The organism is Demetria terragena DSM 11295 (assembly GCF_000376825.1).
Taxonomy (GTDB): domain Bacteria; phylum Actinomycetota; class Actinomycetes; order Actinomycetales; family Dermatophilaceae; genus Demetria; species Demetria terragena.
Genome location: NZ_AQXW01000004.1, coordinates 2,582,864 through 2,603,667, shown reverse-complemented (window position 1 = coordinate 2,603,667; position 20,804 = coordinate 2,582,864). Strand labels below are relative to the sequence as shown.

Below are 20,804 nucleotides of genomic sequence, written 5' to 3'. Positions count from 1 at the left end.
ATCTTGCACGACCAGCCACACCTAGCCCTCTGAATTGTGTACGTTCCTGCCAACCTGGTGAGGTCCGTACGGGCCTCACCAGGACCACCCACCACGGAGGAGGCGCGATGCCCTCAAGGCCCTCACCCATCTTGCGTGAGCCCATCCGCAACCCACGCCTGTGGATCGTGCTCGGACTCGCGATCGTCGTCGGCATCCCGGGCTATTGGCCGACCGACGGTATTGAACCGGTCGTCCTCGGACTTCCCTTGTGGTTCTGGATAGCCGTTCTGGCATCGATCGCCTTCGCGGCCACCCTCAGTTACGCCTGCTTGCGGCTGTGGAATCTCGCCGAGCCTGCGGAGGAGTCCGCTCAGGCAGCCGAGCCGGAAGGGCACCCCTAATGGACAACCTCGTCTTCGCTGGCGGCAGCGGCGTGGCCGTCCTGGTGCTGTACGCCGTTCTCATGCTCGTCATCGGCTGGCTCGCCGGGCGCAAGCACGTGGAGCGAACCAACCAGAGTTACTACCTCGCAGGCAACGGCCTCGGCCTGGTCACGCTGTTCTTCACGCTCTACGCGACGCAGTACAGCGGGAACACCATCATCGGCTATGCCCCGAACGCCTACCGGATGGGATTTGCCTGGTGGCAGTCGGTGCCGTTCATGATGGCGGTGATCGGGGCGTACTTGATCTACGCGCCGCGGCTGTATGTCGTGGCTCGCAAAGAGCAGTTCGTCACCCCGGCCGACTGGCTGCGCCACCGGTTCCACTCCAATGCTGTCGTCCTGGTGGCGGTGGGATTGATGTTGTGGGGGCTGGCGAACTATCTCCTGGAGCAGTTCGTCGCGATGGGCCACGCCATCTCCGGGCTGACTGGTAACACCGTGCCCTACGAGGTCGGTGTTTTGGTCTTCGTCATCGTGATGCTGATCTACTCCTGGTCCGGTGGCATGCGAGCGGTCGCGGTGACCGACGCGGTGCAAGGTGTGATGCTCCTGCTGGGCATCGCCGCGATGCTCGTCGGCGTGCTCTACCTGACCGGCAGCAACCTCAGCGATGTGACGTCGCACCTGCAGGAGACCGACCCGGCGAAGATCGGCGCGCCCGACCTGGAGACCTCCCTCAACTGGTTCTCACTCGTGGTTGTTGTCGGGTTTGGCGCCGCGATGTACCCGCACGCCATCCAACGGATCTACGCCGCGAAGAGCGAACGCACCCTCAAGCGCAGCCTCGCGGCCATGTCGTGGATGCCGCTGGTGACCACCGGGGTCATCTTCGTGGTCGGCATCCTCGGCCTGCAGTTGGTGCCCGGGCTCTCGGAGAAGAAGTCAGAACAGTTGGTCGGGATCCTGGCCAACAGAGTCGCCGACATCAACACGTTCTTCTTCGTGCTCATGGTCCTGTTCTTTGGAGGCATCGTCGCGGCGATCGTGTCCACGGCAGACTCCGCGCTGCTCAGCTTGTCGTCGGTGATCTCACGTGATGTCTATGGGCGCTTCATCAACCCAGACTCCCCCGAGTCCCGTCAGGTCCTCGTGGGCAAGGTGGTCGGCGTCATCGCCGTATTCGCCCTGCTCATGCTGGCGTGGAACCCGCCCGGCACCCTCTACAGCATTTTCGTGCTCAAGATGGAGCTCATCTCCCAGATCGCGCCGGCGTTCATGCTCGGCCTCTACTGGCGACGACTATCCGCATGGCCCGTCGTGGTGGGAATGATCGCGGGAGCTGGCCTCTCGGGATGGATGACCATCGCCAGTGTCGATGGCGTGGGCGGGCTGTCCGGAGGACTGCTCGGCCTAGCGCTCAACACGACCATCTGTGTGGTGGGCTCTCTGATCGTGCCGCACCGCGACGAGCAGAAAGATCCCGAGAGCGACACCAGCCGTTACGTCACGGCTGAAGCGCTCGCGGCGCCCAATCACCGTGGCGGACGGTCATGAACGTCTCGGTGGACGACATCTACCAGCACCTGCGGGGGGAAATACTCGCCGGCGCCCTCTTCGCAGATGCCCCGCTGCGCGAGGCCGCAATCGCCGAGCAGCATGGTGTCTCCCGTACCCCGGTGCGTGATGCGCTGCGGCGGCTCTCTGGCGACGGACTCGTGACGCTCACGCCCCACCGCGGTGCACGCGTCAGCGAGTTGGCCACGACCGACACTGCCGCGGTGTTCGAGTTGCGTGCGCTGCTGGAGGGATTCGCGGCCCGTCACGCGGCGGAGCGAGGCTCCCCCGACCTGGACCGCCTGAGCGACCTGTGCGATGCAATGGAGACTTGCGCGGTAGGTGGCGGTGACCCCGACGAGATCACCCGCCTCAACCTGGAGTTCCATCGGCTCGTTCACGCCGCGAGTGACAACCCACTCCTGCCAGGCGTACTTCAGGACGTCATCGCGATCTCGCTCGTGCGGCGAACGTTCAGCGCGTACGACGACGTCGAGACGGCACGCAGTTTTTCCCAGCACCGAGACCTGGTCCGCGCCCTCCGCGCCCGGGACGGCGCCTGGGCCGAGGCAGTCATGGTGGCGCATATCCGCGGAGCGCGCCGAGCATACGAAGAAGGCACCAGCACACCGAAGGAGACGTCGTGACGAACGACCACGGCCCACTGAGCGGATACCGCGTGATCGAGGCCGGGACACTGATTGCCGGACCGTTCTGTGGTCAGTTGCTCGGCGATTTCGGTGCCGAGGTGATCAAGATCGAAGACCCCACGCATGGCGATCCGATGCGCGGCTGGGGGGCAGAGGTCGGCGGCGACCACCTGCAGTGGCAGATCCTCGGGCGCAACAAGAAGTCCGTGACGTGCAACCTACGGACCGCCGAGGGCCAAGATCTGATGCGCCAACTCGTGGGGAGTGCCGACGTCCTGCTTGAGAACTTCCGTCCGGGAACGCTCGAGCGGTGGGGCCTGGGATATGAGGAGTTAGCGAAGGACAACCCGGGTTTGGTGCTCACCCGAATCACCGGCTACGGCCAGACTGGGCCGTACGCGGGCCGTGCCGGGTTCGGTTCCGTCGGCGAGGCGATGGGCGGTGTCCGCTACATCACCGGCGACCCCGATCGTCGGCCATCGCGAGCCGGCGTCTCCCTGGGTGACTCACTCGCGGGCATGTTCTCGGCCTACGGCACGGTGCTCGCCCTGCTCGGCCGAGAGCGCACGGGCCGGGGTCAGGTCGTGGACACCGCGATCTACGAAGCGGTGCTCGCTCTCATGGAGTCACTTGTCCCGGAGTGGCAGTTGGCCGGGCAGCGACGGGAACGCACCGGATCGATCTTGCCCGGAGTAGCACCGAGCAATACCTATCCCACGGCCGATGACTCTCAGATCCTCATCGGTGCCAACCGGGACACCGTCTTTACCCGGCTGTGCACAGCGATGGACCGGCCCGAATTGGCCAAGGACGCGCGGTACGCCTCCCACGCCGCGCGTGGGGTCAACCAGCACGAACTGGACGACCTGATCTCCACCTGGACGCGCAGCCTCAGCGCTGCGGACGCACTCGAGCGGCTACACGCCGATGGTGTTCCGGCCGGGTTGATCTACACCGCGGAGGACATGTTGCAGGACCCGCATTTCGCTGCACGCGAAGCGATTACGACACTGATGCACCGCAGCCTCGGGGAGGTGCCCATGCAGAACGTCACCCCGCGGCTCTCCTCCACGCCAGGCGAACTGCAGTGGATCGCACCAGATTTGGGGCAGCACAACGACGAGGTTTACGGCGGTGTCCTCGGCCTGAACGAGAGCGAGCGCACTCGCCTCGCACGAGAAGGAGTGATCTGAGTGCAGGTCAGCATCTGTGAGGTCGGCCCGAGAGACGGGCTGCAGAATGAGCCCGAGACGTTGACAGCGGCCGCGCGCGCCGAACTCATCACCCGGCTGGCCGCCACCGGGCTGAACCGCATCGAGATCGGCAGTTTCGTCAACCCCCGCCGGGTGCCGCAGATGTCCGATCCGGAGCTCGTCGATGTGCTGGCGCAGACGCCGTCTGATCTCATCCGGTCGGCACTGGTCCTCAACGAGCGCGGCTATGACCGACTCCTGACCACGTCGGTCACCGAGGTGCACGCTGCGTTCTGTGTGACCGAGACGTTCAACCAACGAAACCAGGGGTGCTCGGTCGCCGAGTCCATCCAGGCGACGCAGCGCATGATCGAGCGCGCCCACGCCGATGGCAGGCAGATCAGCGTGACGCTCGCGGCGTCGTTCGGCTGTCCCTTTGAGGGCGAAGTCGACCCAGGCAAGGTGCTCGACTACGCGCGCCAGGTCAGTGCCGCGGACGAGATCTGCTTTGCCGACACGATCGGCGTGGGTGTGCCGCGCCAGGTTCGGTCATTACTCCAGGGCGCCGCCGGCCTCGACCGGCCCCTCGGCCTGCACCTGCACAACACCCGCAACACCGGGTATGCCAACGCCGCCACCGCCCTCGAGCACGGCGTCACGACCTTGGACTCGTCTGTCGCCGGCCTCGGCGGATGCCCTTTCGCGCCCAACGCGACCGGCAATATCGCCACCGAGGACTTGGTCTATCTCCTTGACCGAGAAGGGGTTTCGCACGGGGTCGACCTGGACGCCATGATCAACGTGGCGCACTGGCTGCGGTCGGAAATCCTCGGTCGGGAACTCGCGGGGCTAGTCCACCGCGCTGGTGGCTTCCCGGCCGTCACGCCCGCATAAACCATCTTTGTGCACAGCCCCTTCGTCGTCGACCCCGCCGACCTACCAGGGCGCCGTGACGTGCTCGGCGTGGGCAGGTACCGCGAAAGAACACTTCCCAATCGAGCAGGCAGGCTTAAGACCTTGTTTGCCGGGCCCTCCGACGGGGCCCGGAAGGTCGACTCCGGTCGAGGTCAAGACAACTCCTCCCTGGTGAGAGGAAGTCGGTAGGTCTCCTTGGCCGTGCGCCACCACACCCAGTCCTGCTCGGCAGCCGACAACTCGCCAATCAACTGAGCGCTGACATCGGTCACCTCGGCGTACCCCGGTCCATCGACAATCATCGGCCAGTCACTGCCGAACATCAGCCGAGACGGTCCAAAGACTTCGAGAGCCAACTCCCACACTTGGCGCAGCGGAACGGCGCCAAACGGCGCCTCCGCGCACTGCAGCCCCGAAACCTTCGCGACGACTTGCGGGTGACTCGCCAGCTCGCGCACCTGCGCGGCCCAAGATTCCATGCCGCCACGACCACGTGGCGGCTTGCCGAGATGGTCGAGCACGAGGGTCAGGTCGGGCGATGCCTGAGCCATCTCGATGGCGCCGCGGATCTGGTTAGGAAAGGCGTCCGGAACATCGAGAGCGAGGTCGTGTTCGACAAGTAGCTGGGCTGTGCGACGCACCATCGGAAGACTCAACATGTCGGGCCGAACATCGTCGTGGACGAGTTGCCTGACACCACAGAGCACGTCGCGTGCGTCGTAGGCCGCGAGCGACTCCTCAAGCACGTCGGGCCGCTCAAGATCGACCCATCCGATCACTCCGGCTACCCACGGGTTAGCTGCCGCCGCATCGAGCAGATACCGGGTGTCAGCAATAGCGTCGGCCGCCTGCACAAGAACGGCGCCTGTCATGTCGGCCGCCTCCAGCAACCGCTGCGCTTGCACCGGCGTGAAGTCGTCGTCGAGGCTACCTAGGTGCGGGCCGATCCAGTGGTAGACGCCGAGAGACCGCTCCCACACGTGAAGGTGCGCGTCGAGCCGCATCAGACCGCAGCCTGGAGAAGCCCCTCGGCTGCGAGCGCACGCCACAGCGCCGAATCCGGCGGCGACTGCACTCGCTCGATGTTCTGCCGAACCTGATCAGGCGTACGCATACCCACAACCACCGAGGTGACCGCGTTATCGCGCGTCGGATAGTGCAAAGCTGCGGTCGGCAGATCGGTGCCGTGCGCCCGGCAGACGTCGGCAATCCGCCGCGCCAGCGCCACGAGCGCTGCCGAAGCCTGGCCATAGTCGAAAAGGTCGCCGGGTTCAGGCTGCGCCAGCAAGCCCGAGTTGAATACCGCCGTGGCGGCCACCCGCACACCCCGCTTCCTCGCCATCGGCAGCACCGACTTCGACGCCGAATCGTCGACCAGCGTATGCCGCCCGGCGACCATCAACTCGGTGACATCGCAATTTTGGGCTGCCTCGGCCAGCATCGCCACGTCCATGGAACCGACGCCGACGTGCTGGGTCATCCCGTCACTGCGCAATTCAGAGAGCGCCGCCATTCCTTCGCTCACTGCAGCCTCGGGGTCAGGCGACTGCTCGGGGTCGTGCAGATAGAGAGTTTCCACTCGGTCAATTCGCAAGCGACGCAAGGAATCCGCAAGGCTGCGGCGGATTCCATCGGCAGTGAAATCCCACTGGCGCAGCCGGGTGGCGCGCACTCGGAACAGGTCACCGTCCCACTGCTTCGCACCATCCGGATTGTCGACCAGTAGCCGCCCGACCTTGGTCGACACCCGGGCAGCACCTGCGGGCATGCTGCCCAGGAAGTCGCCGAGCCTACGCTCGGAGAGGCCGAGTCCGTAGTGCGGCGCGGTGTCGAACGATCGAATGCCTGCATCCCAGGCGCTCTCTAGCAGTGCCTGCGCCTGACGATCGGACATCTCCTCGAACAGGTTGCCCAGACATGCCACCCCCAGAGTCAGTCGATCGGGTGTCAAGTCCATCGGGTCACCCCTGTGCCGTCGCTGGCGGTGAGTATGCGTACGCAAGCAGACTCTCGGCGCGCATCTCTGTGCCAGCGCCTGGTGCGGTCGGCGCGAGGTATTGACCTCCAACGACACGCACGGGAGTGACGAAGTGCTCGTGCAAGTGGTCAACGAATTCGATACACCGCCCCTCGTCAGTGCCACTGACCGCGATGTAGTCAAACATCGAGATGTGCTGCACCGCCTCGCACAACCCGACTCCCCCGGCGTGCGGACAGACCGGCACGCCAAACCTAGCCGCGAGCAACAACATGGCGAGGTTCTCATTGACACCGCCGACCCGGGTGGCATCAATCTGCAGGACCTGCAGCGCGTTGGCTCGCAGGAACTGCTTCGCCAACACTCTGTTCATGAGGTGCTCGCCGGTTGCGACCGGCGTGGGCGCAATGGCGCGAGCGATCGTCGCGTGGCCGAGAACATCGTCGGGGCTGGTTGGCTCCTCAACCCAGGCCAGATCGAACTCGGCGAGCTGAGCGATCCAAGACGTGGCATCCCCTACCTCCCACCGCTGGTTGGCATCCACAGCGATCCGAATGTCGGGCCCAACAGCCGACCGCGCGAGCGCCAGCCGACGGCGGTCATCGTCAACGTTGGCGCCGACCTTGAGCTTAATTTGCTGGAAGCCGTCCTGTACTGCATCACGCGCGAGGCGAACGAGCTTGTCGTCGTCGTAGCCCAACCAGCCAGGACTAGTGGTGTATGCCGGATACCCCTGTTCCAGAAGCAGATTCGTGCGTGTCTGACGCCCCGGTTCCGCCTCGCGGAGAATGTCCAATGCGTCATTTTTCGTCAGAGCATCGGTGAGATAGCGGAAGTCGACACAGTCAACCAGTTCGTCGGGCGTCATCCTGGAGAGAAGTTGCCAGAGCGGGAGTCCGGCGCGTTTTGCTCGTAGGTCCCAGAGCGCGTTGAGTGCCGCCCCGGTCGCCATGTGCATGACACCTTTCTCGGGGCCCAGCCAGCGCAACTGGCTGTCGTGGACCAGACGTCGCCACGTCTCCCCCATGTCGTCGAGCAGCGCCTCAACCTCCACTCCGACGAGATACGGGCGGAGCGCCTCGATCGCCGCGACCTGGACATCAGTGCCCCGCCCGATGGTGAACACGAACCCATGGCCCTCGTGTCCATCCGAGCCGTCCATCCTCAGCCGCACATAGGCGGCCGAATAGTCAGGGTCAAGGTTCATTGCATCGGACCCATCCAGCTGGGTCGAGGTCGGGAACCTCACGTCGTGCGTCGACATTTCGACGATCGTGGACATGCGCATCCTCACTGGTCAGATTGAGCGAGCTCCATTAAACATCGGATGTTCCGTCGCCGTCAACCGAGCGGGGCTCGACATCCACGCCGCTCAGATCGCCAGCTTTCGCACTCAATACTGGGTTCATTCGACCCGCGCGCCCGTGCTGAGCATGGGCAGGCCAGGCGTCGCAACGCTCCACACATCCCATGTTTCGTCAGCAAAACCTTGACGCGGTGTGATGCGGCTCATATTGTCGGGAACGTTCCCGACGATCCTCGAACCCTAGAGAGACCTCCTTGACTACACGCAGGCAGTTTCTCGGCGCCGCGTCTGCTGGCGTCGCGGCGATGGCTACAGCGAGATGCGCATCGCCCGTTGGCGCTGACTCGTCACCCCTCACGGTCTACGCCCCCATGAGCGAGGTGCGCATCGACTACGTGAGCAAAAGGGCACGGCAAGATCTCGGCATGTCGGTGAAGATTCTCTCCGGTGGCGCCGACTCGCTGACCGCACGCGTCACAGCTGAACGACACAATCCACAGGCGGATGTCGTGCTTGGCCTCGGCGAACCGCTGCTCAATCGACTCGCGACCGATGGAGCATTCGAGCCATTTCGCCCCAACTGGTACGGCGAACTGCCAGCAGCCGCCCAAGCTGGGACCAACCACGTGCTATTCACTCAGACCCCGGTCGTTCTCACCTTCAATGCGGGGAGGCTCGACGGCGCCGGCCCGACCGACTGGGTGGACCTCGCGAACCCGCGATGGGCCAACAAGTTCTTCTACCCACGGGGCCAGACCGCGCAGACCGCATCGGTTGGAATTCTCTGGCGGTATACCGACCCGGCAACGGGCCAGGTATCCCCCGAGGGCTGGGACGTCCTCGGTCGGATCCTGCGGAACTCTCTCGCGATCCCTGACGGCCAACGTTTCGACTGGCGTCGAGTGGCGAGCGGTGAGGTTCCTGTCGTCGCCGACTGGCTGGGCGGGATCCAGGTCGGCGAGCAGGACGCAGATGTCGACGTCGAACTGGTCCGCCCGAGCGACGGTACGCCGTACGTGCAGACCGGGATCGGAATCACGACTGGCACGCCCCTGGGAGATCAAGCACGTACGTTCGTCGATTGGTTCGGGAGCGCCGATTTTCAGGCGGAGTACGTCAAGGAAACCAAAAGCGATACCCCCTTGAACACACGTGCGCTAGCCAAACTTCCCGACGAGGCTAAGGCCGTTCGTGACATCCCCCGCCAAACTATCGACTGGACCACTATCACGCCACATCTGACGCGGTGGCTACAGCGAATCGAACTCGAACTGTCCTGAGGGGGGCGGCGGCGTTGTGTCGAGGTCCGAACGCGGATGTCGACACGGCGGGCGCGCCACTACGTTTGCTCAACTATCACCAATGAGGAACCATGATCCATATCAAGAACCTTCGCGTCGCCTATGGCGGAACACTGGCTGTAGAAGACCTCTCACTATCCGTCAGTCAAGGAGAATTCCTAACTCTTCTCGGGCCGTCTGGGTGCGGGAAGTCAACATTACTCAGGACAATCGGTGGCTTCGTAAAACCGGAGTCCGGATCGCTAGAAGTCAGCGGTCGAGACGTCTTAAATTTGGATCCCGAGAGTCGCCAGGTTGGCTTTGTCTTTCAGAACTACGCCTTGTTTCCACACCTCACCGTCGCGGATAATGTGGCGTTCGGTCTTAAGGCCCAGCGCGTCCCGCGCAGCGAACGTGAGACGCGAGTGCGTGACGCACTTGAGATGACTGACCTGACGCGACTAGCGAAATCGCGGCCGGCCGAACTTTCCGGCGGCCAGCAGCAGCGCGTCGCTATCGCACGGGTGCTTGTAACCCGACCTACCGCTCTCTTGATGGACGAGCCGCTAAGCAACCTCGACGCAAGACTACGAATCCGGCTGCGTGCACAAGTTCGCGAGTTGCATGACGAGCTCGGAATCACGACGATCTACGTCACCCACGACCAAGACGAGGCCCTGGCCATCTCGGACCGAATTGCTGTAATGCAAGATGGTCGGATTGAGCAGATCGGCACCCCCCTCGAGATATACCACCAGCCCAAATCCTCATATGTTTGCCAGTTTGTCGGTGACGCAAACGAGTTGACGACGCAGTTAGCGACGCAGTTCGGTCTGAAGGAGTCCAATACTCGGCGGTTTGTCCGTCCCGAGCGCGTCATCCTCAACGATCACGGCGAGGGATCCAAGGCGCAGATCGTCCGGTCATCCTTCGGCGGAAACGCAACCGAGTACGTCCTCGATATCGAGGGCACCCCTATTCGCGCCACGGAACAGTCCTCGATCGTCACTCCACTGCGCAAGGCAGGCGCCACGACCTACTGCACGATCCGTGCACACGACGTCATGGAGGTTGTGTCGTGAAGTTCGGTCTCGCGCCATCCCGACTGGTAACCGGCGTCGGAATCGTGCTCGCATTGTGGTTCCTGCTCACGTTCCTTTACTTGCCGAACGGTGCGGTTGTCCACTCTGTCCTCAACTCTGAATTCGGCGGCCCACTCGAGGTGGTCGGCGAAGTGTGGGGGTCCGCCCGGGTCCAGCGCGCCATCCTCACCACACTCGTCGTCACGGCGATATCACTCGTCTCCGTTACGTTGGTCGGAGTCACGCAGGCATTCATTCTGGAAGCATTCGAATTGCGTGGAAAATGGCTACTTACTCTTGCCTACGCAACTCCACTGGTGTTTAGTTCGGTATCCGCCGTCACTGGATACGTCATGATCTATGGAAACGAAGGAATCGCTACAAAAGGTCTACAGGCGATATTCCCGTCAATACCTTCGAACTGGTTTTCTGGCATCCCTGCAATTATAATCGTTCACACGTTCACAATGACCTCTTACCACTTCCTCTTCCTTCGACCCGCCATTCGCAATCTGGATTTTTCGGTCGTAGAGGCAGCACGCTCCTTAGGTCAGCCGGTCATACGAGCCTTGATCCAAGTTGTCATACCCCTCATGCGACCGATGATCTTCGCCTCGCTCTTTATGGTCCTCATCGGATCGCTAAGTTCGTTTGCCGCACCGAACATTCTCGGCGGTCGAGACACGCCAATGGTCGGCCCATTGGTTCTAGAACTCAACCAATTGGGCCGTCCCGATATGGCGGCGGTGCTGGGCGGGTCCCTCGCTATTGTGACAGCCGGCGGCCTGGTCTGGGCGCTTCGCGTAGAGCGTCGAGCCAACATCTTTGCGGTAAATAAATCAGCCCGCCCGTTCAAGCCAATCCGGGTTAGGCGACCGGCCATGCGGGTTGGAGTATATTTGGTGGCTTACGGACTGGCATTCATCAACCTCGCACCGTTAGCACTCATCAGCCTCCTCGCCTTCTCGCCGTCGGAGGACATCCGGGCAGGGAAGGTAACAGGGGGTTTTACAGCTGAACATTTTCGAACGGCATTCAGCGACCCAAACGCCAGTCAACCGATCGTCAACTCACTGATTCTGACTTTGATTGCGATATCAATCACGCTTGTTCTGGGTACTTTTATATCCCACCTTGCCCACCAGCGTCGAAACCGCCTCACAGATGTTCTTCAGCTTAGCGTGTTCCTTCCATATTTTCTCCCTGGAGTACTTATCGCATTGGGTTTCCTTATTATTTTCGGAGACTCGAACGCGCTCCTAGGTGGCAGCGTCCTCGTCGGATCTTTCTGGATTCTCCCACTCGCGTACGTCGTCGTTCTTCTCCCCACGTTCGTGCGATTCGTGAGAGCGACCTACTCAAGCATCGATCCAGGCCTGGAGGATGCTGCTAAATCGCTCGGCGCCACGCCCATGAGACGGTTTACCACAGTTGCCTTTCCAGCGCTGCTTCCGGTCCTAATTCAGGTGTCAGCCTTGGGCTTTAATCAGAGTTTCGATGAATACACGGTGTCGGTCATGCTCTACAACGTCAGCAACCAACCTCTCGGCGTCGTCATGGGTGGGCTCGCCGCGGCGCCGGATCCTGGGCTAGTCGGGATCGCCACTGCGTACGTTGTGCTTAACACGGCAATTGCCCTCGTGGTGATTCTCGGGGCCGATAGATGTAGCGTTCTTGCGTCCCGCAGACTCACAGGCGCGGCACGACGGGTCAAGACTCGATGAGGGCGCTCTGCAACGGGACTGACCCGGACGCAATGCTGATCTCGGGGCATGTGCCCGGCAACCTCCGGGAGGTTTTCGCTCAGGCAAAGTCGCCGGACCGCCAATCCGAAGACATCATCGTCGTCTCGGAGGATTACCTCGCAGTCATCGACGGCATGTCGAGTCCTCTGAGGGAGGCCCAAGAGGTCGCAAGTGGTCGTTCTTATGCGGCGGCGCTCGCATGCGCCATCACCGACCTGCCTGGCCACCTCGATGCCACTAATGCGCTCAATGAGCTGAGCGCGGCAGTCGCGCATTTGTCGCCGGGGCACCGTGGCCCTGCTGGGGCTGTGATCGCGATGTACTCACGATCGCGTCAAGAAGTTTGGCGAGTTGGAGATGTCCACGTGCGCATCGGCAACGAGGTCTACCAGGGGCGCAAGGCTGTTGACGAAGCGCTGGCGGCGTGCCGCGCCGTTATCAATCAGGCCTACCTAGCCAGCGGCGTCGACCTCGACACCATTATTCGTGAAGACCCCGGCTTGGCCGGGTGCGCCTCGCTGCTGGAGGCTCAGCCCGCGCTGGCGAATACCACCGGGCGGTTCGGGTACGGGGTGGTAAACGGTGGCCCTATTCCCGTCGAACATATCGAACGGTGGGCCGTCCCCGCCGGCTCAACCGTCGTCCTTGCGAGCGACGGCTACCTCACCCCGGCGAGGTCCTGGGATCACGCAGAAGCCGCATTGGCCGAGGCGATCGCTTGTGATCCCGCCGCGCTCGCGGAGCTTACCGAGATGGCCAAACCACTGCTGCCGGGCGCTTCCGCCCCAGATGACCGCAGTTACCTCCGCTTCGAGTCCCCAACTCACGTCACCGACACTCAATGTAAGGACAATGAATGACACTCCGTGTACTCACCTGGAACGTGCTTCGTCGTGACCTCGACTCGCGCGTTGACCTGATAGCTAGCCGCCTCGAAGAAGTCGATGCCGACATTGTGATGCTTCAGGAGACTGGCCCGAAGAACGCGGCCGAATTGGCCGCCCGCGCGGGCTATCAACTCTCAGCGCTCTCATCGCCCCCCATCGAGCCTGAAGGAGGGTCCGTGGCGATCCTGACACGCCACCGGGCAACGGATGTCCAGGCTCACGCATTACCAGTGACCGGACGCTGGGCGGCCGTCGACGTCACCGTCGGAGCATCGACGGTGCGGATAGCATCGGCTCACCTCCGCCACACCCCGGACGCAGGAACTATGGGGGTAGACGCCGATTACCGTGGCGTTGCTCAGGGGCGCGAAGACCTCGAGAACGTCGATAACGAGCACGTGCGAGAGAGCGTCGCAATCCGGCTTGCCCAACTGGACCACCTCGGCGCAGTCTTCGACGGATGCCCAACGCCACTGATTTTCGGTGGAGACCTCAACTTCGTGCCAAACGGACCTGAGTACGGCGAGATAATCGGATGGGGTCTGCTCGACACCTGGCGGGCCGCGCCACGTCTCGGCTCAAGGGCCACCGTGTTGAATTCAAACCCGCTCGTGTCGGGTGGACCACACGTGTATGACCTGATTCGAGACACCACAATGCCGGGAGCACGCGGCGGCCTGGACTACGTCCTTGACTACCAGTTCGCTAGTACCGACCTCGGAATCGAGGCGGCCTGGACAGTTGGTCAACCCGACGACGACGGTGGTCCTTGGCCCAGCGACCATCTCGGTGTCGTAGTCGACTATCGCCTGGCCACGTGAATGAATCCTGCGCACAGATAGGAGAGGGCCGATGAAAAAGGAACGGGTCTCGATCCACGAGGTGGCCTCGGCGGCAGCTGTGTCACGGTCCACTGCGAGTCGCGCACTCCTTGGGCAAGAGGGAGTTTCACAAACGACCCGTGACACAGTTCAACGGGTCGCTCGCGAACTGGGGTACGTCCGTGACCTGCGGGCTCATGCCCTCAAAGCGGGCTCCGGCAGGACCGTCGTCATCTATGTTCGCGCGGTCCAGTTGTCCTACTACGGTCAGATGGCCAGCCTGGTGCAGAGAGAACTCGATGCACGCGGGTACGAGCTGGTTGTCGTCGCGGGCAGCGCATCGCAGGCGCGCCCCGTCGACGCGGTGATGGGACTGCGACCCGCCGGCGTGATCGTGGCGTCGGGTCGGGTGGATCTCGAGGAATTCGCCTCCCTCGACGCTCCTGTCGTCGTCGCGGGGTCTGACGCCGATCATCCTGGGCTTACCTCGGTCGCGGACGATAACCAGGGCATAAAGCAGTTGGCCTCGCTCACCGCTGAGCTCGGGCACCGGGTCGTGGCTGTGATCGACTTTCCGCCTGGCGCCTCAGCCACCTTGTCCCGTCGGGCGAGCGAAACCGCCAAGGCACACCGGCGAGCAGGTTCCGAAGTTCGCCTCGTGCCGTGCATGCCCGAGGGTGAAGTCCCGGACCCCTCTGCGCTCCGTCGGTCTATCGAGGATGGAGCGACAGTCATCGTGTGTCCAAACGACCCTCTGCTGGTCTCGGTGTGGGAGCAGCTAACTCATCTCGGTCTGACTGTGCCGGAGGACGTCAGTCTCATCGGTTACGACGGCCGTGGCGAACTCGCTAGCCCAGTCTTTGGACTCACCACGTGGGCTCAGCCGATTGAGGCCATGGCTGCCGCCGCGGCTTCCGAAGTCGTGGCCAGGATCGTTGACGATGGGCACCCATGTCGCCACCTTCGATTCCGCGGCGAACTGGTCCGAGGACGCACCCTGGCGCCCGCTGACCGGCGGTCATCTGAATCTAGTTCTCGGAGCACGACAGCGACAACGGTGCACGGGACAGCATGACCAGGGTGGGACTGACTGGACTCGACTGGTTCCCTGTGGGCTTGAGTGCACAGGGCGTGCTGCTTGGCATCGCTGTGGTGCTGTCCGCGATCATCGGTCTCGAGCGACACACCAAACTGCAGACCGCCGGCCTCCGGACCCATGCCCTGGTAGGCCTCGGGTCAGCTGCATTCACTTTGGTCTCAGCTCACGGATTCGCCAGCAGCGCGAGCGCAACCGCGATCGTGGACCCGTCACGTATCGCCGCACAGGTGGTGTCCGGAATCGGCTTCATCGGTGCGGGAGTGATCTTCGTGCGTCGCGGGTCCGTGCGGGGCTTAACGACCGCCGCCTCAATATGGGTCGCGGCCGCAGTCGGAATGCTCGCCGCCGCCGAGATGCCCCTTATCGCGGTGCTCGCGACCATCTTGCACCTTCTTACGACTCGTGTCCTTCCCCTTCTCGGCGGACGCGTGGGTCGCCGATATCAAATCAGTCAGCAGACGATCGTTGTTAACTATATGGAGGGATACGGAGCACTTCGCGAGGTTATGAACACGTTGCTCGACCACGATTGTGAATCACAGTTGATCGAGTCCAAGCGCCTCGATACCACAGACGATCAATCCAACATCGAGGTCAGTCTCCGAATCCGCTATCAAGGAGCGCTCCGCAGCGATTTCCTCGACCACCTCATTCAACTGCCAGGTGTGAATCGAGCTGCTACGGGCTCTAAGGATTCAGTTAGATATCGCCCGCCCAGGCAATCGAAAGCCCTCCCACAAGGAAAGAATGATGCATAAACACAGTGCCGTAATGCTCGTCGTCGGGCTTGGCGCATCGGCCCTCGCCATCGGAGCCAGTGCGCGACCGTCCGACTCTGACTCCGCAAAACAGCACAGCGTCTCGGTCCGCGCCGTCACGTGGAACGTCCGCTACGGATCTATGGCGAGTGTGGAACAGGTCGGAGAGGTCCTGCGCACCAGTCGAGCCGACGTCGCATTCCTCAGTGAGGTCCCGCACGGCGACTGGGCACTGCGCGTCGCGAAGTCTGCCGGCATGGTCCACGTTCTGAATGGGACCATCTCCTCAGCAAACCACCCCGACAAGTTCAAGGTAATTCTTAGCCGCACACCGATATCGTCGGGATGCGAGGTGCACTTTGATTCCGAGGGTGCATGGAACCCCGCCTCGGCGGTCCGAGGGCGAACTAGGGTCCGCGGCGTTCCGATCGCGCTGTGGTCGACCCACATTGCCAACCGCGAAGGCAAAGGTCACGCCTGGACCCTTGCTAATGCATTGTCGCGAGACAGAACACCCAACGTTCTTGTTGGAGGCGATCTCAACCTGTACGTCGACTCTCCTGGACTTCAGGCAATCCGGCATAAAGGCTTTGTCTCCGCTTGGGACCTTCCTCACGCCAATCCGCAGCAGCAGAGCACGATCGTGGGTAGACCGGACCATGGTGTCATCGACCATGTCTTGTTGAAATCTCGTCGTGGCTCATTCCAGGACGTCAACGTCGTCAACCAAGACCCAGCGCTCTCGGATCACTACCCAGTGAACTCCACCGTGCGCCTACGACCGACTCCGAAAACTGCAAACACGGGATTTACCTGCCCGCCACTGCGCCTTCCGTCCGCGATGGCGACGACACCGTGAGTGGCCCGCAATCTCACAGACATAGAACTGTAGATGCCCGAATCGTCTGTCCCTAGTCGGCAGCAAACTCACTCCAGTGGGTCGATGACGCTGTCTGCGCCGTCCCGCAAGTTGGAGAGCAGCCACCCCTCGACGCCCGCGATATGCACCGTGGCCCAGGCTCGTGCCGCTTCCGGCCGACGATCGGCAATCGCATCCAAGATCGCTCTATGCTCAGCGATCGTGCGGGCCACCGCTCCCGTCTCGGTCAGCCCCCGCCAGACCCTCGCCCGCTGCATCGGGCCGGTGAGGCCCTCCAGCATCGAATGCAACACAACATTTTCGGCTCCCTCGGCGATGCGCCGGTGGAAGACCAAATCGGCCGACACCAACTGCTCGACACCCGGATTCGCTGGGATCGAGTCAAGAACATCGCGCAACTCAGATATCGCTTCATCGCTCATCCGCTCCGCGGCGAGCGCCGTCGCCGATGGTTCGAGCAGACTCCTCACCTCGAAGAACTGCAGCACGGTGTCATCCTGGTGGAGGTCGACGACGAACTGCATCCCACTCATCAGAAGTGATGGCTCAAGGCTCGTCACATATGTCCCGTCGCCTTGGCGCACGTCGAGCACGTGGATCAGGGAGAGCGCGCGCACTGCTTCGCGCAGGCTGTTGCGTGACAGACCTAATCGCTCGGCGAGATCCGCCTCGCGTGGCAACTTGCCGCCAGGGCGCAACTGCCCGCTTGCGATCATGTCCTTGATCCCACTGATGGCCTCGTCCGTGACCGCCACGTTCACCACTCCTCCGTTATGGCGCGCAGGCGCTCGCCAGGCATTCATTCGCGTCTGTCATCACGCTATCCAGCAAACCTGGCGTTGGCGGCTCAGGGTCGGCCGCAGGTGCGTAGTCGTCCCGGGTTGAGCCCAGCCGCAACGCGCTTGGTTGCACCTTAAACATCGGATGTTTAGGATGTGCGCAGGAACTATCAGAGGAGGAAATCGTGAGACTCGCACGCTTTGGGCCTGCTGGGGGCGAGGTGCCCGCCGTTGAACACGAGGGGGTCTGGCGCGACGCCCGCTCGGTCACCGAGGACTTCGACTCAGCCTTCTTTGCCGGGGACGGCAGGTCCCGCTTAGAGCGGGCAGTTGCTGGCCTTCCGGAACTAGCCGACATCGCCAACCTCCGGGTGGGCGCGCCGTTCGCGCGGCCAAGCGCTGTGATCTGCATCGGCATGAACTACGCCGCACATGCTGCCGAATCTAACTCAGCCCCACCAGAGCTCCCGCCCATATTTCTAAAATTGCCAAACACAGTCGTAGGTCCTAACGACGATGTCGAGATCCCGCGCGGCAGCACAAAAACCGACTGGGAAGTCGAGTTGGGCGTAGTGATCGGTCGGCGAGCCGCCTACCTCGACTCACCAGAGCAAGCGATGCAGCACGTGGCCGGGTATGTCACGGCGAACGACCTTTCTGAGCGCGACTTCCAACTTAAGGACTCTGGTGGACAGTGGAGTAAGGGCAAGTGCTGCGCTGGCTTCAGCCCGGTCGGCCCATGGTTGGCGACCGCCGATGAGATCGAATCATCCGATCTTAGATTGCGGAGTTGGATCAATGGCGAACCGCGGCAGGACTCCTCCACCGCCGACATGATCTTCGATGTTGGCACTATCATCCACCACCTGAGCCAATATCTCGTCCTGGAACCTGGCGACCTGGTCCTGACCGGCACACCCGAGGGAGTCGCACTCTCAGGACGGTTCCCCTACCTCACAGCTGGCGATGTCTGCGAGGTCGAGATCGAGGGGCTGGGCCGAGCCAGGCACCGCCTCACCTCCGGCACCACAACCCGCGACGGACTGTAGGAGCAACCGTGAATCCCCCATTCAATGGGCTTACCGCACTCGTGACCGGCGGCGCTTCTGGCCTCGGCGCCGCCATCGCCGACCGACTACATGATCAGGGTGCCGCGGTCGCTATTCTCGACATTAACCCCGTGCCGGTGACTGAGGGCGCACGTCTGGCAGGCACTCGTTGCAATGTTGCCGACGACGACTCGGTGGTCGCTGCGGTCGCGCACACGGCGGAGCGATTCGGCGGCATCGATGTCGTGATCAACAGTGCTGGCATAGGGGCGCAGGGATCCATCGCCGATAACAGCACAGACGAGTGGTTGCGCGTTTACGACGTCAACGTCCTTGGGGTCGTCCGAGTGACCAGGGCCGCTCTTCCGCACCTTCGCCGCTCCGAGCACGCCGCCGTCGTCAACATTGGTTCGATCGCCGCCACCCAAGGACTCCCGCAGCGCGCGGCGTATTCCGCCGCTAAGGGTGCCGTGCACGCACTCACCCGCGCCATGGCCTGCGACCATCTGGCCGATGGAATCCGAGTCAACGCCGTAGCGCCCGGGACCGCAGACACACCCTGGGTCGGGCGACTCCTAGACCGTGCCGACGACCCCGCGGCTGAACGCGCCGCCCTCGATGCTCGTCAGCCTCACGGACGTCTTGTCACCGCCGACGAGGTGGCCGCCGCCGCCACGTACCTCGCTTCGCCCGAGGCGGGGTCAACCAACGGAGTGTGTCTCGCAGTCGATGGCGGCATGGACAACGTTGTGGCACGCCGGTAGGCGCAGTTTGCGGCGCACGATCTTGACGACAACGCGACCGGCAACATCGCTACCGAGCGATCTGGTCTATCTTCTCGCCGGGCTAGTCCACCGCGCTGGCCGCTTCCCGGCCGACCAACGCGCATAAACCTTCGACCGCGATACGCGCGACTGATTCGCGCCTATGCGCGCCACTGACGCTCGAAGGGCAGCCGCCACGCGTTAGGCGCGATCAGTTGGTGGATGGAGTTCGGTCCCCACGTACCCGGCGGGTAGGACTTCACCGGCGGCGGGTCGTTCAGCAGCGGCTCCGAGCGCTCCCAGAGCGATTCGATGCCTTCGGCCGTCGTGAACAACGTGTGGTCGCCGTGCATGGCGTCCAGGATGAGGCGCTCGTATGCCTCCAGCACGTCGCCCTTCTGCGCCATCTCCTCCGTGGAGAACTGCATCGAGAGCTTTTCCAGACGCATACCGGGGCCGGGCCGCTTGCCGTAGTAGGACAGCGAGACCTTTGACTCATCGGCAAGATCGAAGGTGAGGTGGTCGGGCCCGTGCGCCCCGATCCCTGAACCGGCCGGGAACATCGACTTCGGCGCTTCCTTGAAGGCGATCGAGATGATCCGCTGGCCCTCGGCCATCTTCTTGCCGGTCCGCAGGTAGAACGGCACCCCTGCCCACCGCCAGTTGTCGATGGAAGCCCGCAGCGCGATGAAGGTCTCGGTGTCGGATTCGGGGTGTACGCCTTCCTCAGCGCGGTAGCCGACGTACTGGCCGCGCACGACGTCAGCGGGGCGTACCGGCTCCAGCGATCGGAAGACCTTGTTCTTCTCTTCCGAGATCGCCCGCGGTTCGAGTGCGGTTGGGGGTTCCATCGCGACGAACGCCATCACCTGGAACAGGTGCGTGACGACCATGTCTTTGTAGGCACCCGTCGGCTCGTAGAACGCCGCCCGTGCATCGAGTCCGAGCGACTCGGGGATGTCGATCTGAATATGGTCAATGAAGTTGCGGTTCCAGATCGGCTCGAATAGACCGTTGGCGAAGCGGAAGGCCAAGATGTTCTGGGCCGCTTCCTTGCCCAGGAAGTGGTCGATCCGGAAGATCTGGTCCTCGCGGTAGGTCTCGTGCACTTCGGCATTCAGCGCGAGCGCCGACTCAAGATCTTCACCGAACGGCTTCTCCATCACGACCCGCGAGTCTTCGACGAGTTCGGCTTCGCGCAGGGTCTCGATCACCTTGGTCGCGGCCTTGGGCGGCACACTCAGGTAGTGCAGGATGCGGGAACCCTCGCCGAGTTCGGCACGCTCTTCCGCGACTTTGTCAGCCAGGGCTTTAGGACCAGCCGACGTCGGAACGAAAGACAGCAGCGGCTCGAACTTCTCCCACTCCTTCGCGCTCAACTTGCGCACGCCGACTTCTTCGATGGACTTTCGCGCGAACGCGCGGAACTCCTCGTCGGTCATCTCATCCAGACTCGACCCCACGATCCGGATGTCGGGCGTCAGTCCGGACAAGGCCAAATGCGCCATGCCGGAGAGCAACTTGCGCCGTGCCAGGTCGCCGGTCGCGCCGAAGAGGACGATCACATGCGGCGCATCATCCGCGGTGAGGCGTCGAGCGCGCGGCTGCCCATGCGCGCTGGGATAGGCAATGGTCTGTGGGTCAGTACGCGAAGAGTCCGCGTTGGGTGTGCCAGTCACGCCCCCGATACTTCCATG

The 20,804-nt window shown here is 62.9% G+C and carries 20 protein-coding genes and 1 pseudogene; 16 read left to right on the top strand and 5 right to left on the bottom strand.

Features of this window, described 5'->3' with window-relative positions:
- Positions 1-107 precede the first annotated feature (107 nt).
- Genes F562_RS0116825 through F562_RS0116805 form a run of 5 tightly spaced genes read left to right on the top strand, consistent with a single transcriptional unit; the run spans position 108 to position 4,658 of the window.
- The gene (locus F562_RS0116825) at positions 108-383 is read left to right on the top strand and encodes a hypothetical protein (protein ID WP_018158143.1); all 276 of its coding nucleotides are present in this window, start codon (positions 108-110) and stop codon (positions 381-383) included.
- A complete protein-coding gene (locus F562_RS0116820; RefSeq protein ID WP_018158142.1) occupies positions 383-1,921 on the top strand; it encodes a sodium:solute symporter family protein in 1,539 nt (512 codons plus the stop codon). The genes F562_RS0116825 and F562_RS0116820 overlap by 1 nt, the downstream gene beginning before the upstream one ends.
- Positions 1,918-2,568 (top strand): GntR family transcriptional regulator, encoded by a 651-nt coding sequence (locus tag F562_RS0116815; protein WP_018158141.1) that lies wholly within the window; start codon positions 1,918-1,920, stop codon positions 2,566-2,568. The genes F562_RS0116820 and F562_RS0116815 overlap by 4 nt, the downstream gene beginning before the upstream one ends.
- Positions 2,565-3,764, top strand: a complete 1,200-nt coding sequence (locus tag F562_RS0116810) for a CaiB/BaiF CoA transferase family protein (RefSeq protein ID WP_018158140.1) — start codon at positions 2,565-2,567, stop codon at positions 3,762-3,764. The genes F562_RS0116815 and F562_RS0116810 overlap by 4 nt, the downstream gene beginning before the upstream one ends.
- Positions 3,765-4,658, top strand: a complete 894-nt coding sequence (locus F562_RS0116805; protein WP_018158139.1) for a hydroxymethylglutaryl-CoA lyase — start codon at positions 3,765-3,767, stop codon at positions 4,656-4,658.
- Positions 4,659-4,831: 173 nt separating this feature from the next.
- Here F562_RS0116805 and F562_RS0116800 read toward each other — a convergent pair whose 3' ends face one another.
- The 3 genes from F562_RS0116800 to F562_RS0116790 are packed head-to-tail and all read right to left on the bottom strand — an operon-like array spanning position 4,832 to position 7,939.
- A complete protein-coding gene (locus F562_RS0116800) occupies positions 4,832-5,683 on the bottom strand; it encodes an amidohydrolase family protein (RefSeq protein WP_018158138.1) in 852 nt (283 codons plus the stop codon).
- Complete coding sequence (locus F562_RS0116795; RefSeq protein ID WP_018158137.1) at positions 5,683-6,636, bottom strand: aldo/keto reductase; 954 nt, start codon at positions 6,634-6,636, stop codon at positions 5,683-5,685. The genes F562_RS0116800 and F562_RS0116795 overlap by 1 nt, the downstream gene beginning before the upstream one ends.
- 4 nt (positions 6,637-6,640) lie before the next feature.
- The gene (locus F562_RS0116790) at positions 6,641-7,939 is read right to left on the bottom strand and encodes an enolase C-terminal domain-like protein (protein WP_018158136.1); all 1,299 of its coding nucleotides are present in this window, start codon (positions 7,937-7,939) and stop codon (positions 6,641-6,643) included.
- Positions 7,940-8,217: 278 nt separating this feature from the next.
- Here F562_RS0116790 and F562_RS21395 point away from each other — a divergent pair.
- The 9 genes and pseudogenes from F562_RS21395 to F562_RS0116750 form a co-directional block, all read left to right on the top strand.
- Positions 8,218-8,286 (top strand): annotated as a pseudogene (locus F562_RS21395) (twin-arginine translocation signal domain-containing protein); the annotation flags it as partial.
- A gap of 48 nt (positions 8,287-8,334) precedes the next feature.
- Positions 8,335-9,243: an extracellular solute-binding protein gene (locus tag F562_RS0116785; protein ID WP_018158135.1), complete on the top strand. Its 909-nt coding sequence runs from the start codon at positions 8,335-8,337 to the stop codon at positions 9,241-9,243.
- A gap of 92 nt (positions 9,244-9,335) precedes the next feature.
- Positions 9,336-10,325 (top strand): ABC transporter ATP-binding protein, encoded by a 990-nt coding sequence (locus F562_RS0116780; RefSeq protein ID WP_026181352.1) that lies wholly within the window; start codon positions 9,336-9,338, stop codon positions 10,323-10,325.
- A complete protein-coding gene (locus tag F562_RS0116775; protein WP_018158133.1) occupies positions 10,322-12,049 on the top strand; it encodes an ABC transporter permease in 1,728 nt (575 codons plus the stop codon). The genes F562_RS0116780 and F562_RS0116775 overlap by 4 nt, the downstream gene beginning before the upstream one ends.
- A complete protein-coding gene (locus F562_RS0116770; RefSeq protein ID WP_156822701.1) occupies positions 12,046-12,930 on the top strand; it encodes a hypothetical protein in 885 nt (294 codons plus the stop codon). Before F562_RS0116775 ends, F562_RS0116770 begins: the two co-directional genes overlap by 4 nt.
- The gene (locus F562_RS0116765; RefSeq protein WP_018158131.1) at positions 12,927-13,778 is read left to right on the top strand and encodes an endonuclease/exonuclease/phosphatase family protein; all 852 of its coding nucleotides are present in this window, start codon (positions 12,927-12,929) and stop codon (positions 13,776-13,778) included. Before F562_RS0116770 ends, F562_RS0116765 begins: the two co-directional genes overlap by 4 nt.
- Before the next feature lie 31 nt (positions 13,779-13,809).
- Positions 13,810-14,853, top strand: coding sequence for a LacI family DNA-binding transcriptional regulator (locus tag F562_RS0116760; protein WP_018158130.1), 1,044 nt, complete (start codon positions 13,810-13,812; stop codon positions 14,851-14,853).
- Positions 14,854-14,858: 5 nt separating this feature from the next.
- Entirely contained in the window at positions 14,859-15,635 is a 777-nt protein-coding gene (locus F562_RS19785) for an MgtC/SapB family protein (protein ID WP_211206474.1), read from the top strand.
- Positions 15,628-16,494: an endonuclease/exonuclease/phosphatase family protein gene (locus tag F562_RS0116750; protein ID WP_169333395.1), complete on the top strand. Its 867-nt coding sequence runs from the start codon at positions 15,628-15,630 to the stop codon at positions 16,492-16,494. The genes F562_RS19785 and F562_RS0116750 overlap by 8 nt, the downstream gene beginning before the upstream one ends.
- A 68-nt stretch (positions 16,495-16,562) precedes the next feature.
- Here the strand turns inward: F562_RS0116750 and F562_RS19780 are convergent, their stop codons facing one another.
- Positions 16,563-17,270: a FadR/GntR family transcriptional regulator gene (locus F562_RS19780; RefSeq protein ID WP_040386149.1), complete on the bottom strand. Its 708-nt coding sequence runs from the start codon at positions 17,268-17,270 to the stop codon at positions 16,563-16,565.
- Positions 17,271-17,479: 209 nt separating this feature from the next.
- On the opposite strand from F562_RS19780, the gene F562_RS0116740 reads away from it, so the two are divergent.
- Together F562_RS0116740 and F562_RS0116735 are read left to right on the top strand one after the other, a co-directional pair.
- Positions 17,480-18,343 (top strand): fumarylacetoacetate hydrolase family protein, encoded by an 864-nt coding sequence (locus F562_RS0116740; RefSeq protein WP_018158126.1) that lies wholly within the window; start codon positions 17,480-17,482, stop codon positions 18,341-18,343.
- A gap of 8 nt (positions 18,344-18,351) precedes the next feature.
- The gene (locus tag F562_RS0116735; protein WP_018158125.1) at positions 18,352-19,107 is read left to right on the top strand and encodes an SDR family NAD(P)-dependent oxidoreductase; all 756 of its coding nucleotides are present in this window, start codon (positions 18,352-18,354) and stop codon (positions 19,105-19,107) included.
- Between the two features lie 161 nt (positions 19,108-19,268).
- Here F562_RS0116735 and zwf read toward each other — a convergent pair whose 3' ends face one another.
- Positions 19,269-20,786 carry a glucose-6-phosphate dehydrogenase gene (zwf, locus tag F562_RS0116730; RefSeq protein WP_018158124.1) on the bottom strand — a complete coding sequence of 506 codons (1,518 nt, stop codon included), beginning with the start codon at positions 20,784-20,786 and terminating at the stop codon, positions 19,269-19,271.
- Positions 20,787-20,804 lie beyond the last annotated feature (18 nt).

Coding starts and splice junctions, on each gene's coding strand:
- F562_RS0116760 (WP_018158130.1), top strand. CDS start 13,810: ATGAAAAAGGAACGGGTCTCGATCCACGAGGTGGCCTCGGCGGCAGCT.
- F562_RS0116800 (WP_018158138.1), bottom strand. CDS start 5,683: ATGCGGCTCGACGCGCACCTTCACGTGTGGGAGCGGTCTCTCGGCGTC.
- F562_RS0116790 (WP_018158136.1), bottom strand. CDS start 7,939: ATGTCCACGATCGTCGAAATGTCGACGCACGACGTGAGGTTCCCGACC.
- F562_RS0116750 (WP_169333395.1), top strand. CDS start 15,628: ATGCATAAACACAGTGCCGTAATGCTCGTCGTCGGGCTTGGCGCATCG.
- F562_RS0116765 (WP_018158131.1), top strand. CDS start 12,927: ATGACACTCCGTGTACTCACCTGGAACGTGCTTCGTCGTGACCTCGAC.
- F562_RS0116815 (WP_018158141.1), top strand. CDS start 1,918: ATGAACGTCTCGGTGGACGACATCTACCAGCACCTGCGGGGGGAAATA.
- F562_RS0116825 (WP_018158143.1), top strand. CDS start 108: ATGCCCTCAAGGCCCTCACCCATCTTGCGTGAGCCCATCCGCAACCCA.
- F562_RS0116785 (WP_018158135.1), top strand. CDS start 8,335: ATGAGCGAGGTGCGCATCGACTACGTGAGCAAAAGGGCACGGCAAGAT.
- F562_RS0116820 (WP_018158142.1), top strand. CDS start 383: ATGGACAACCTCGTCTTCGCTGGCGGCAGCGGCGTGGCCGTCCTGGTG.
- F562_RS0116795 (WP_018158137.1), bottom strand. CDS start 6,636: ATGGACTTGACACCCGATCGACTGACTCTGGGGGTGGCATGTCTGGGC.
- F562_RS0116770 (WP_156822701.1), top strand. CDS start 12,046: ATGAGGGCGCTCTGCAACGGGACTGACCCGGACGCAATGCTGATCTCG.
- F562_RS0116780 (WP_026181352.1), top strand. CDS start 9,336: ATGATCCATATCAAGAACCTTCGCGTCGCCTATGGCGGAACACTGGCT.